General features: G+C 69.1%; 9 protein-coding genes and 1 pseudogene. 3 read left to right on the top strand and 7 right to left on the bottom strand.

The window, feature by feature from the left end; genetic code table 11:
• Positions 1–13: 13 nt before the first annotated feature.
• Positions 14–1,237 (bottom strand): annotated as a pseudogene (locus Q0Z83_RS08830) (RNA-guided endonuclease TnpB family protein).
• Between the two features lie 55 nt (positions 1,238–1,292).
• Complete coding sequence (oxc, locus tag Q0Z83_RS08825) at positions 1,293–3,029, bottom strand: oxalyl-CoA decarboxylase (RefSeq protein WP_317793331.1); 1,737 nt, start codon at positions 3,027–3,029, stop codon at positions 1,293–1,295.
• A gap of 236 nt (positions 3,030–3,265) precedes the next feature.
• Between oxc and Q0Z83_RS08820 the strand changes: the two genes are divergently transcribed.
• Complete coding sequence (locus Q0Z83_RS08820; protein WP_317793330.1) at positions 3,266–3,475, top strand: hypothetical protein; 210 nt, start codon at positions 3,266–3,268, stop codon at positions 3,473–3,475.
• Positions 3,476–3,478: 3 nt separating this feature from the next.
• Here Q0Z83_RS08820 and Q0Z83_RS08815 read toward each other — a convergent pair whose 3' ends face one another.
• The 5 genes from Q0Z83_RS08815 to frc all read right to left on the bottom strand — a co-directional run bounded on the left by Q0Z83_RS08815 (position 3,479) and on the right by frc (position 10,005).
• A complete protein-coding gene (locus tag Q0Z83_RS08815; protein WP_317793329.1) occupies positions 3,479–4,435 on the bottom strand; it encodes a TerC family protein in 957 nt (318 codons plus the stop codon).
• Positions 4,432–4,983: a hypothetical protein gene (locus Q0Z83_RS08810; RefSeq protein WP_317793328.1), complete on the bottom strand. Its 552-nt coding sequence runs from the start codon at positions 4,981–4,983 to the stop codon at positions 4,432–4,434. The genes Q0Z83_RS08815 and Q0Z83_RS08810 overlap by 4 nt, the downstream gene beginning before the upstream one ends.
• On the bottom strand, positions 4,983–6,506 hold the full coding sequence (locus Q0Z83_RS08805; protein ID WP_317793327.1) for an Nramp family divalent metal transporter: 1,524 nt from the start codon (positions 6,504–6,506) through the stop codon (positions 4,983–4,985). Before Q0Z83_RS08805 ends, Q0Z83_RS08810 begins: the two co-directional genes overlap by 1 nt.
• Positions 6,507–6,594: 88 nt before the next feature.
• The gene (locus Q0Z83_RS08800) at positions 6,595–8,748 is read right to left on the bottom strand and encodes an acetate--CoA ligase family protein (protein WP_317793326.1); all 2,154 of its coding nucleotides are present in this window, start codon (positions 8,746–8,748) and stop codon (positions 6,595–6,597) included.
• A gap of 27 nt (positions 8,749–8,775) precedes the next feature.
• Positions 8,776–10,005 (bottom strand): formyl-CoA transferase, encoded by a 1,230-nt coding sequence (frc, locus tag Q0Z83_RS08795; protein WP_317793325.1) that lies wholly within the window; start codon positions 10,003–10,005, stop codon positions 8,776–8,778.
• Positions 10,006–10,197: 192 nt separating this feature from the next.
• On the opposite strand from frc, the gene sucC reads away from it, so the two are divergent.
• Entirely contained in the window at positions 10,198–11,364 is a 1,167-nt protein-coding gene (sucC, locus tag Q0Z83_RS08790; protein ID WP_317793324.1) for an ADP-forming succinate--CoA ligase subunit beta, read from the top strand.
• A gap of 5 nt (positions 11,365–11,369) precedes the next feature.
• Positions 11,370–12,242, top strand: coding sequence for a succinate--CoA ligase subunit alpha (gene sucD / locus Q0Z83_RS08785; RefSeq protein ID WP_317793323.1), 873 nt, complete (start codon positions 11,370–11,372; stop codon positions 12,240–12,242).
• Positions 12,243–12,365 lie beyond the last annotated feature (123 nt).

Here is a 12,365-nt window from a genome sequence, read left to right as displayed (position 1 = left end):
AGTGCTTCCTGTTTCATCGCCGGCTGCCCGCCCGGGAAGTGGTTCCCCGTTGAGGTCCTCTGTCAGCTCCACAGGCCGTCACCGCCAGCCCGGCGGCCAGAATGTTCCGGGCCGCATTCACGTCCCGATCATGCCTCGTGTCACAGCCGGCACAGGTCCACGCCCGCACCGACAGATCCATCTTCTCCGCCCGCACCCCACACACCGAACACAACCGGGTCGACGGATACCAGCGCGGCACCGCGACCAGCGTCCGCCCATACTCCCGCGCTTTGTATTCGAGCAGGGTGCGGAACATCCGCCAGGAAGCGTCACTGATCGCCCGCGCCAAGCTGTGATTCTTGAGCATGTTGTTCACGGCGAGGTCCTCGATCACGAGCACTTGATTATCGCGCACGAGCCGAGTCGTCACCTGATGCCACACATCCCGGCGCCGGTCAGCGACCCGGGCATGCACCCGCGCCACCTTGATCCGCGCCTTCTCCCGATTCCGGGAACCCCTGCTCCTTCCGCGCCAACTCCCGCTGCGCCCGTGCCAGGGCGGCGCGCTCCCGGCGTTCGTGCCGCGGGTTGTCCACCGGCTCGCCGTCTGCGAACGTCAGCAGCCGGTTCAGCCCGGCGTCGATCCCAACTATCCGACTGGTGACCACAGCGACCGGAACGGGCCGCTCAACCTTCAGAGACACGAACCAGCGGCCCGCCCGGTCCTGCGACACCGTCACTTTCGACGGCACCGCGCCGTCGGGCAGCGGCCGCGACCAGACCACCGCCAACGGCGTGTCCATCAACTTCGCCAGCCGCAACTCACCGTCGCGGTAGGTGAAGGCACTGCTGGTGAACTCCGCTGACCGCCGCGACTTCTTCTTCGACTTCAATCGTGGAAGCCGCGTCTGACCGGCGAAGAACTGCTGGTAGGCGCTGTCGAGGTGTCGCAGTGTCTGCTGTAACGGCACAGATGACACCTCGTTCAGGAACTCAAACTCGGCGGTCTTCTTCCAGGCGGTCAGCAGCGCCGACGTCACCGCGTAGCTGAATGTCTCCTGCCGCTGCTGCCAGGCGTCACGGCGGGCCTGCAACCCCAAGTTGTAGACCAGCCGCACACACCCAAACGTCTTCGTCAACAGCTCGGCCTGGGCCAGGGTGGGGTAGAAGCGGTATCTGTACCCGCGATCCGCGCCCTCAGCCACCCACAAAGGATAGAACATCCGTACGATTGCCCGAGTAGCGGGCCAGCCACCGATGCCGATCAGCCGGGCGGCCCGCGCTGGCGGGCCGCCCGGCTGGTGTCGATCTCACCGCTGGACGGTGATCCCCTTCGGGTTGAGGTGCGCGATGTTGCCGCTCTCGGTGCCGTCGGCGGGGTCGATGACACAGTCGATGAGCGCGGGCTTACCGAGCGCCAGCGCCTCCCGGAGGGCCGTGGTGACCTCGTCGGGGGTGGTCGCCCGGTAGCCCCGGCCGCCGAACGCGGCGATCATCAGGTCGTGCCGGGCCTGCAGGGCGGTCGGTGCCGGATCGCCCGACTCGGAGGCCGCCGCGTCGCCGCGGTAGACGCCGCTGTTGTTCAGCACGACGGTGACGATCGGCAGGTCGTAGCGGCAGATCGTCTCCAGTTCCATGCCGCTGAACCCGAACGCGCTGTCGCCCTCGATGGCCACCACCGGGTCGCCGCTCTCCACCGCGGCGGCGATCGCGAACCCGAGGCCGATGCCCATCACGCCCCAGGTGCCGCTGTCCAGCCGGTGCCGGGGCACCTGCATCCCGATCGTGTTGCGGGCCAGGTCCAGTGCGTTCGCACCCTCGTTGACCAGGTACGCCCGGGGGTTGTCGCGCAGGACGTCGCGGATGGCCTGCAGCGCGCCGAGGAACTTCATCGGGTGTGCGGTCTCGGCGGCGGCCAGGCGCTTGGACATCTTGGCGACGTTGTCCGCGGAGCGCGCCGCGAGTTCGTCACGCCACGGGGCCGGCACCGTGATCCGGCCCGGTCCGGTCCGCTCGCTCAGGGCCGCCAGCACCGAGCCGACGTCGCCGACCAGCGGCGCCGCGATGGGTTGGTTGCTGTCCAGCTCGGTGCTGGCGATGTCGACCTGGATGAACTTGACGTCCGGGTTCCACTGCGGGGCGTCGCCGTGGCCGAGCAGCCAGTTCAGCCGGGCGCCGACCAGCATCACCACGTCGGCCCGGCGCAGGGCCAGCGACCGGGTGCTGGCCACCGACTGCGGGTGGTCGTCGGGCAGCAGGCCCTTCGCCATCGACATCGGCAGGTACGGGATGCCGGTGCGCTCGACGAACTCGCGGATCTGGTCGTCGGCCTGGGCGTACGCGGCGCCCTTGCCGAGCACGACGAGCGGCCGCTGAGCGCTCGCGAGCAGCTCGATCGCCCGGTCCAGGGCGGCCGGCTCGGGCACCTGCCGTGGCGCCGGGTCGACCACCCGCCACAGTGACGCCGCGCCCAGGCCGGCGTCGATGACCTCACCGAGGACCGCGGCCGGGATGTCCAGGTAGACCCCGCCGGGTCGGCCGGACACCGCGGTCCGGATCGCGCGGGCCACGCCACGGCCGATGTCCTCGGCCCGATGTACCCGGTACGCGGCCTTGGCGAACTGTCGGGCCGCGGCCAGCTGGTCCATCTCCTCGTAGTCGCCGCGTTGGAGGTCGACCAGGTGCCGCTCGCTGGAGCCGGAGATCTGCACCATCGGGAAGCAGTTGACGGTGGCGTTGGCCAGCGCGACGAGTCCGTTGAGGAAGCCCGGCGCGGACACGGTCAGGCAGATGCCCGGTTTGCGGGTCAGGAAGCCGGCCGCCGCGGCGGCGTGCCCGGCGGCGCTCTCGTGCCGGAAACCGATGTAGCGGATGCCGGACGCCTGTGCCAGGCGGGCCAGGTCGGTGATCGGGATGCCGACGACCCCGTAGACGGCCTCGACCTCGTTGAGCTTGAGCGCGTCGACGACCAGATGGATTCCGTCGGTGAGTCTCTGCGCGCCGACGGTGTCGCCGGCCTCTGTTTCCCGGAGTGATGCGATGGTCATGATCCGAGCCCTCCATGGTCGCGCTACTTCGGCATGCGGTCAGGTGGCGACGCACCGCGCCCTCCTCGACACCTGCGATTGCATACCGTATGGGGTAGACACCAATCGTGGACCATGGCACGGCGGGGTGTCTAGGGGGCGCGGTGGCTTTGGTCACTAGATCGTTTATTGTATACCGAAGCCTGTATGCTGGAGTTGCCTCTCAGGCACGACCGACAAGCAGGAGTGATGTAGTCATGACCACGTGGCGGAAGTTCACACGTACCCTGAACCGCCTCACCGACCGGCTGGCGCTGCCGTCCGGCTCCCCCGCCGACGGCCGCACCCTCGGGCTGGGCCTGGCGGCCGCCCTGGAGAACCAGCGGCGGGCCGCCCGGCCCAGCGACGAGGAGATCGCGCGTTTCCTCAGCGGCTCCGCCCCGGAGGAGGGTCTGATCAACGCCTGACGATCACGCCGGCTGCTCCTCCTTCTCCACCCTGCGGGATTTCAGCAGGCTGGCGACGGTGGTGATGATCAGCGTGCCGACGATCACGCCGAGCGAGACGGTGATCGGCACCGCCGGCGCCCACGACACCCCGTCGTGATGCGCCGCCTCCAGCATCAGCTTCACGCCGATGAAGGCCAGGATGAAAGCCAGGCCCTTGCTGAGGTAGACCAGCCGATCCAACAGCCCGCCGAGCAGGAAGTAGAGCTGCCGCAGGCCCATCAGCGCGAAGGTGTTCGCGGTGAACACCAGATACGGCTCCTGGGTCAGCCCGAAGATCGCCGGGATCGAGTCGAGCGCGAAGAGCAGGTCGGTGGTGCCGATCGCCACCATCACGATCAGCATCGGCGTGACCATCCGCCGGCCGTCCACCCGGACCAGCATCGAGGCGCCCCGGTAGGACTCGGTGGTCGGCAGGATCCGCTTCGCCGTACGGAGGGCGAAGTTCTCCGAGAACTCGTCCTCCTGCTGCGGCCCGACCAGTTTCACCGCGGTGTAGATCAGGAACGCGCCGAACAGATAGAACAGCCAGTCGAACCGGGCGACCGCCGAGGCGCCGGCGGCGATGAAGATCCCGCGCATCAGCAGCGCCAGCACGATGCCGATGAGCAGCACCTTCTGTCGGTACTTCACCGGTACCGCGAACCGGCTCATGATGATGATGAAGACGAACAGGTTGTCGACGCTGAGCGAGTACTCGGTGAGCCAGCCGGCGAAGAACTGCCCCCCGTATCCGGCCCCGTAGGTCCCGATGAGCAGGAACCCGAAGGCGACCGCCGCCAGCACGTAGAAGCTCACCCAGGCGACGCACTCCCGGAAGGACGGCTCCCGCGGGTTCCGGGCGACCAGGTAGAAGTCGAAGGCGATCATGACGGCGAACCCGATGATCGTCACGGCCCATACCCAGAGCGGTAGATTCATGAGGCTCCCTTGGATCGGGCGGCGGCCCGGGACCGGCGGCGGCTCTCGCGTGCCTTCCACTGGGCTTCGGCGTGCCGCAGGTAGAACAGGTACAGGCGCTCGGCCTTCGGGTTGCCGTGCCGGATCCGGCGCAGCCAGCCCGGCGCCACCCGCTCGTGCAGCCAGCTGAAACCGATCGCGAAGCCGAGGCTCACGATCGCCTGGTAGGCGAGGAAGCCGAGCATGTCCGGCGGCAGGGTGGGCCGACCGACCAGGAGCAGGCCGACCAGCACCTCATGCGTGAGCCGGGCGACGGGGAACCCGAGGAGCCAGTACAACGCGGTCGGGGCGAACACCCCGGGTGCGATGACCCCGGCCGCCAGCAGCAACCCGAAGCCGCCGCCGAGCAGCGCCAGCGGGAGTCCGAGCGCCAGACCGGTGGCCAGCGCCCAACCGACGGGCTGGCCCGAGATCAGGGCCAGTCCGACGGCGGCGATCCCGGCCAGCGCGCCGATGCCGGCGCCGGGCAGTGCGAGCTGACCGAGGTGACGCATGTTCGCCCCGGTCATCAGATGACCACGCCGAACCGCACCAGGCTGTAGATCAGCATGCCCAGGTAGAACACCGCACCGAACCCGATCACGACGTTCTGCACGATGCCGGGACGGATCGGCTTGGGCAGCATCCGGTTGTTGACCAGCAGCAGTACGACGCAGTAAGCGCCCATCGCGAAGGTGGACAGGAAGGCCAACACGTCGAGGATGGCGCCCGGACCGTCGGCGGGGCCGAAGTTCAGGATCAGGATGCCGAACGTGATGACGCCCCAGAGGAAGCCGGCGTACAGCTTGGACATGCTGAACCGCTTGGCGCCGGGGACGAAGTGGTAGGTCATGTCGGCCTGACCGCGGGAGAACGAGTCGAACAGGCCGAGCGTGGCGTTGAGCCCGATCAGTGCGATGAAGCCGAGGAACACGCCGTGCAGTACCGGCGCGCCCGCCGAGGCGAAGGCGTCGGCCATGGCGGTCAGCGCCACCTCGCGGTCGCCGTCGCGGATCAGGTCACCGACGTTCGGGTTGACCCGTACGGCGGTCTGGGCCAGCACCGTGAAGGAGACCGTGACCAGCATGGTGACACCCCAGAAGAGCAGGAGGGCGTCGAAGGTCACCCAGCGCCGCCAGCCCTTCCACTTCTTCATCTCCTCCGGGTTCGCGGTGTCGAACATGAAGCCCCGCGACGGCATCTCCTCCTGCTCGTCGGCGTGCCGCAACCCGCGGATCTGCGGGATGTGCGAACCCATGCCCGCGCCGGAGTCACGCAGATGCAGCGTGTACCACATCTGCTGCATGCCGGACGGTCCGGCGAAGGCGATCGCGCCGACGATGACCGGGAACCAGGTCGCCGACATCGCCTCGTCCGGCAGGTAGCCGAAGTGGAACATGCCGCCGAGGGTCGAGGTGACGTCGGCCCACCGGCCGACCAGTGAGGCGACGATCGAGGTGCTGACCACGAGCAGGCCGATCAGCACACCGAGCAGGCTCTCCAGCAGCGGGTAGATCACTTTGGCCAGGCTGAACAGCACACCGACCAGGATCAGTCCGACACAGGCGGTGACGGTCCATGGTATGCCGGTCACCTGTTCGAAGGCGGCGGCGCCGGTGGAGAGGTGTCCCGGCCAGATGTAGACCAGGATCGCCGTGACGAAGAAGAACCACATGAGCGGTTTGAAGACCCGCGCGGCGCCGAAGAAGATGCTCTCTCCGGTCGCCATCGCGTACCGGGCCATCTCCAGCATGACGAAGGCCTGAAGGGTGACGCCGATCAGGAACAGCCACCTGATCTCCGGGCCGAAGATCAGGACCAGGCGGGGCCACATGTACGACTCGCCCATGCCCACGCCGAGCGCGACGAGGAACACGGTCGGGCCGAGCAGGTGGACCGAGGGCGGCGCCTTGGGTAGTTCCCGAATCGGCATCGGTTCGAGCCGACCCGCCCGCCATACTCGTTCGTCCGGTGCGGTGGCGGTGGCGGTGGCGGTCGGTGGTGCCGTGCTACTCGTCGGTTCGTTGGGCGAGGGAGAACTGGAAGCCTCCATGTTGGACCTCCTGGGGATTGGCCGCGGAGCGGTCGCTGTGTCGCTAGTGGCCCCTCCAACTACCGGGTGAGAGGAAACGGTGCACGGCTCAGCGGTCGTCCGATCGGCCGCCGAGCAGGCCGGCGGAGCGTGCCCACCGGTATTTCGCGCCGAGCACGGCGACGGGCTTCTCCGTGGTGTACGGATAGGCCACGATGCCGTGCCGGTACAGGTGTTCGCTGGCCGCCTCGACCTCGACGTCGCCGGCGAGGGAGGCGACCACGGGTTTGTCGATGCCCTTGGCCCGGAACTCCTCGACGACGTCGACGACCAGCTCGGCGAAGACCATCGGCGGTGTGACGATGGTGTGCCAATAGCCGAGGATCAGCGAGTGGATGCGCGGGTCGGACAGGCCGAGCGCGATGGTGTTGCGGTAGGTCGACGGCGGTTCGCCGCCGGTGATGTCGATCGGGTTGCCGGCGGCACCGAACGGCGGGATGAACTTGCGGAACGCCTCGTCGAGGTCGGCCGGGATCTCCATCAGCGTGAGCTGATTGTCCACGCACGCATCGGAGAGCAGGACTCCGGAGCCGCCGGCGCCGGTGATGATGACGACGTTCTCGCCCTGCGGGGTCGGCAGCAGCGGGATGCCGCGGGCGTACTCCAGCAGATCGTTGAGACCGGGCGCGCGGATCACGCCGCTCTGTCGCAGGATGTCGTCGTAGACCTTGTCGTTGCCGGCCAGCGCGCCGGTGTGCGAGCTGGCGGCCTTGGCGCCCTGGTCGGTGCGACCGGCCTTGAGCACGAGCACCGGTTTGGTGGCCGAGACCCGTTTGGCGGCGCGGGCGAACGACCGGCCGTCCTTGAGGTCTTCCAGGTGCATGGCGATGAGCCGGGTATCGGGGTCGCTCTCGAAGAACGTGAGCAGGTCGTCCTCGTCGATGTCGGCCTTGTTGCCGACGCCGACGATCGCGGACACCCCCATCTGCGCGGACCGGCTGAAGCCGAGGATGGCCATGCCGATGCCGCCGCTCTGCGAGGAGAGCGCCACGCCGCCCTTGACGTCGTACGGGGTGCAGAACGTCGCGGACATGCTCGCCGGGGTGTAGTAGTAGCCGTAGATGTTCGGTCCGAGGATGCGGACGCCGTGCCGGCGGGCGATCCCGAGGACCTCGGCCTGCAACTCGTGGTTGCCGATCTCGCCGAAACCGGAGGGGATCATGATGGCGCCGGCCACGCCCTTGGCACCGACCTCCTCCAGCGCGGCCGGTACGAACCTGGCCGGGATCGCGAAGATCGCGACGTCGACCGGGCCGGGCACGTCGGAGATGCTCGGGTACGCCTTGCGGTCCAGGATCTCGGCGGCCTTCGGGTTGATCGGGTAGATCTCGCCCTGGTAGCCGCCGTTGACCAGGTTCTTCATCACCGAGTTGCCGATCTTGCCGGCCTCGGCGGACGCTCCGATCACGGCGATCGAGGCGGGCCGCATGATCCGGTTCATGCTCGCCAGGATCTCCTCGTCGGTGAACTGCTGCGGCCGCTCGGCGGCCTTCGGGTCGACCAGGATCCGGACGTCCACCGCGGTCGCGCCGGCCGCGGTGGCCAGCACCGGGTTGAGGTCGACCTCGGCCAGCTCGGGGAAGTCGGTGACCAGGTCGGAGAGCCGGACGATGAGGTCGGACAGGATCTCCCGGTTCGCCGGTTCGGCACCCCGGACCCCGCGCAGGATCTCGGCCGAGGCGATGCCGTCGATCATCGACAGCGCGGTGGCGTGGTCGGCCGGGGCGAGCCGGAAGGTCACGTCCTTGAGCACCTCGACCAGGACGCCGCCGAGTCCGAAGGCGACGATCTTGCCGAATGTCGGGTCGGTGACGGTGCCGACGATCACCTCGTGGCCGGTGCTGAGCTGTTGCTGCACCTGCACCCCGACGATCCTCGCGTCGGCGTCGTACGCCTGCGCGTTGGCGATGATCGTGTCGTAGCCGGCGGCCACCTCGGTCGCCGAGCCGAGCCCGACCAGGACTCCGCCGGCTTCGGTCTTGTGCAGGATGTCCGGTGAGACGATCTTCAGGACCACCGGGAGGCCGATCTTCTCGGCCAGGGCCACCGCCTCGTCGGCGCTGCCAGCCAGTCCCTCGCCGGGGGTGGCGATCCCGTAGGCCTCGACCACCAGCCGCCCCTCCGGTGCGGTCAGCGCGTTGCGGCCCTCGGCGTCGGCCCGGTCGAGCACCCGGCGTACGGCTTCACGGTCGTATTTCGACATGTCGTCGTCTCCCTGGTGACTAGTGAGTCAGATGACGCCGGCGGCCCGCAGGTCGCCGATCCCCTGCTCGGTGAAGCCGAGCTCGCCGAGGACCTGCTCGGTGTGCTCGCCGAGCAGCGGCGAACGCTCGATCTCGACCGTCGAATCGGACAGTTTGATCGGGTTGCCGACGGTCTTGAACGGGCCCCGCTCCGGGTGGTCGACCTCGACCACCGAGCCCAACGCGGCCAGGGTCTCGTCCTCGATCAGCTCGGCCGTCGACAGGACCGGCCCACACGGGACGTTGCAGGCGTTGAGCCGCTCCATGACCTCCTGCTTGGTGTGCCGCTCGGTCCACTCCTCGATCAGCGCGAACGCCTTGTCGAGTTTGTGCAGGCGGGCCTGCGGGGTGCTCCAGGCCGGGTCCTCGGCCAGCTCGGGTCGGCCGATCAGGTCACAGATCGGCTTCCAGCCGACCGGCTGGATGATCACGTAGATGTAGTCGTTGGGCCCGCCCGGAGCACAGCGCACCGCCCAGCCGGGCTGGCCGCCGCCGGAGGCGTTACCGGAGCGGGGCACCGCGTCGCCGAAGTTCTCGTTGGGGTACTCCCCCAGCGGCCCGTGCGCGAGCCGCTGCTGGTCGCGCAGCTTGACCCGGCACAGGTTGAGCACGGCGTCCTGCATGGCGACCTGGACGCGCTGGCCGCGGCCGGTGCGGGTGCGCTGGTAGAGCGCGGCCAGGATGCCGGCGACCAGGTGGATGCCGGTGCCGGAGTCACCGATCTGGGCGCCGGTCGCGGTCGGCGGGCCGTCCTCGAATCCGGTGGTGCTCATCGCCCCGCCCATCGCCTGGGCGATCACCTCGTACGCCTTGAAGTCGGCGTATCGACCCGGTCCGAAGCCCTTGATGGAGGCGTACACCAGCCCGGGGTTGATCTCCTGCAGTCGCTCCCAGGGGAAGCCGAAGCGTTCGACGACGCCCGGCCCGAAATTCTCCACCAGGATGTCCACGCCGGACACCAGCTTGGTGAAGATCTCCTTGCCCTCCGGGTGCTTCATGTTGAGGGTGATGCTGCGCTTGTTGGCGTTCAGCATCGTGAAGTAGAGGCTGTCCACTCCGGGGATGTCCCGCAGCTGGGAGCGGGTGATGTCGCCCTGCCCCGGGGCCTCCAGTTTGATGACGTCGGCGCCCAGCCACGCGAGCAGCTGCGTGGACGAGGGACCGGACTGCACATGTGTCATGTCGAGGACCCGAACGCCCTCAAGTGCCTTGCCCATGAGCGAACCTCCTGTGTGCGCCACCGCTGGTGGGGGTGCTGATCCGCTGCCAGCTTCAGGGATTGCATACCGTATGGGGTAGGCAATATCGTGGCGCATGTAACAGCCAGGTGTCTAGAGGGTCGCGGAACGTTTTCCGCGCTCGGCACCTCATTCACATCCGGTCCCGATCACCTCCTGAAGGGAGGCCCGGTGGATCTGTTGGAACATCAGGCACAGGAGCTCTTCGCCACGCACGGCGTACCGGTCAGCCGCAGCCGGGTCGCCGCCACACCCGACGAGGCCTACGCGGCCGCCGCCGACATCGGCGGGCGCGTGGTGGTGAAGGCCCAGGTCAAGACCGGCGGCCGGGGTAAGGCCGGCGGCGTCCGGCTCGCCGACGGCCCGGACGACGCCCGCACGGTCGCGTCCGCGATCCTGGGCATGGACATCAAGGGCCACACCGTCCACCAGGTGCTGATCACCGAGGCGAGCGACATCGTCGAGGAGTACTACGTGGCGTTGCTGCTCGACCGGTCCCACCGGTCGTTCCTGGCGCTCGCCTCACGACAGGGCGGCGTCGAGATCGAACAGGTGGCGGCCGAGGATCCGGACGCGCTGGCCCGGTTCGAGGTGAACCCGGACGCCGGGCTCGGCTGGGAGGACGCGCTGCGGCTGGCCGCCGCCGCCGGGCTCCCCGACGACGTCCGCGACCTGGTCGCCACCGTCCTGGTCCGGCTCTGGAACGTGTTCCGCGCCGAGGACGCCACCCTGGTCGAGATCAATCCGCTGGCCAAGCTGGCCGACGGCACGGTGCTCGCGCTGGACGGCAAGGTGACCCTGGACGACAACGCCCGCTTCCGCCGGACCGGGCACCCGCAGTTCGTCGACGTCACGGCCACCGATCCGCTGGAGGGCCGGGCCGCCGAGAAGCACCTGAACTACGTCAAGCTCGACGGCTCGGTCGGGGTGATCGGCAACGGCGCCGGTCTGGTGATGAGCACTCTGGACGTGGTCGCCTACGCGGGCGAGCGGTACGGCGGTGTGCGGCCGGCGAACTTCCTCGACATCGGCGGAGGCGCCTCGGCCCAGGTGATGGCGGATGGCCTGGAGATCATCCTGGGCGATCCGGACGTCCGCAGCGTGTTGGTCAACGTGTTCGGCGGGATCACCGCCTGCGATGCCGTCGCCGACGGCATCGTCCAGGCGATCGGCCTGCTCGGGACGATCTCCAAACCGGTGGTGGTACGGCTGGACGGCAACAACGCGGCGCGGGGACGCCGGATCCTCGCCGAGGCGGCACTCCCCGGCGTGATCAGCTCGGACACCATGGACGGCGCGGCCCGGCTCGCGGCCGAACTCGCCGGCAGAGGGGCGTGACCATCATGGCGATCTTTCTCACCGACAAGAGCCGGGTGCTGGTCCAGGGCATCACCGGCGCCGAGGGCACCCGGCACACCCGCCGGATGGTCGCCGCCGGCACCAACGTCGTCGCCGGGGTCACGCCCGGCAAGGGCGGTCAGGACGTCGACGGGATCCCGGTCTTCGGCAGCGTCGCCGAGGCGGTCGACGCGACCGGGGCCGACACCTCGGTGGTCTTCGTGCCCCCGCGGTTCGCCAAGGCCGCGGTGATCGAGGCGATCGACGCCGAGCTGGCCCTGGCCGTGGTGCTGACCGAGGGCATCCCGGTACACGACACCGCCGCGTTCTGGGCGCACGCCCGGGACACCGGCACCACCCGGATCATCGGGCCGAACTGTCCCGGACTGATCAGCCCCGGACTCTCCAACGCCGGGATCATCCCGGCCGACATCACCACCCGCGGGCGGATCGGCCTGGTCAGCAAGAGCGGCACGCTGACGTACCAGCTGATGTATGAATTGCGGGATCTCGGCTTCTCCACCTGCGTCGGCATCGGCGGTGACCCGATCGTCGGCACCACCCACATCGACTGCCTGCAGGCGTTCCAGGACGACCCGGAGACCGACGCGATCGTGATGATCGGCGAGATCGGCGGGGACGCCGAGGAACGCGCCGCCGACTACATCCGCGAGCACATCAGCAAACCCGTGGTGGGCTACATCGCCGGGTTCACCGCGCCCGAGGGCAAGACCATGGGGCACGCCGGCGCGATCGTCTCCGGGTCGTCGGGCACGGCGGCGGCCAAACAGAAGGCCCTGGAGGCGGCCGGGGTCAAGGTCGGCCGGACACCGTCGGAGGCGGCCGCTCTGATGCGCGAGACGTTACCGGCACGCTGACCGGTCCGCGCACGGCGCCGGGCCGGTCGGACCACCCCTCCGGCGGGCCGGCCCGTGGGCGCCGCGCGGGCGGCAGCGTCGGTCCGGGCGGAGGCCGCCGCCTCCGCCCGGATCTCGCATCTC

Source organism: Actinoplanes sichuanensis (assembly GCF_033097365.1).
GTDB classification, from domain to species: Bacteria; Actinomycetota; Actinomycetes; order Mycobacteriales; family Micromonosporaceae; genus Actinoplanes; species Actinoplanes sichuanensis.
This window is presented reverse-complemented; position numbering and strand designations above follow the sequence as displayed.

Coding starts and splice junctions, on each gene's coding strand:
- Q0Z83_RS08805 (WP_317793327.1), bottom strand. CDS start 6,506: ATGGAGGCTTCCAGTTCTCCCTCGCCCAACGAACCGACGAGTAGCACG.
- oxc (WP_317793331.1), bottom strand. CDS start 3,029: ATGACCATCGCATCACTCCGGGAAACAGAGGCCGGCGACACCGTCGGC.
- Q0Z83_RS08800 (WP_317793326.1), bottom strand. CDS start 8,748: ATGTCGAAATACGACCGTGAAGCCGTACGCCGGGTGCTCGACCGGGCC.
- Q0Z83_RS08815 (WP_317793329.1), bottom strand. CDS start 4,435: ATGAATCTACCGCTCTGGGTATGGGCCGTGACGATCATCGGGTTCGCC.
- frc (WP_317793325.1), bottom strand. CDS start 10,005: ATGGGCAAGGCACTTGAGGGCGTTCGGGTCCTCGACATGACACATGTG.
- Q0Z83_RS08820 (WP_317793330.1), top strand. CDS start 3,266: ATGACCACGTGGCGGAAGTTCACACGTACCCTGAACCGCCTCACCGAC.
- Q0Z83_RS08810 (WP_317793328.1), bottom strand. CDS start 4,983: ATGACCGGGGCGAACATGCGTCACCTCGGTCAGCTCGCACTGCCCGGC.
- sucD (WP_317793323.1), top strand. CDS start 11,370: ATGGCGATCTTTCTCACCGACAAGAGCCGGGTGCTGGTCCAGGGCATC.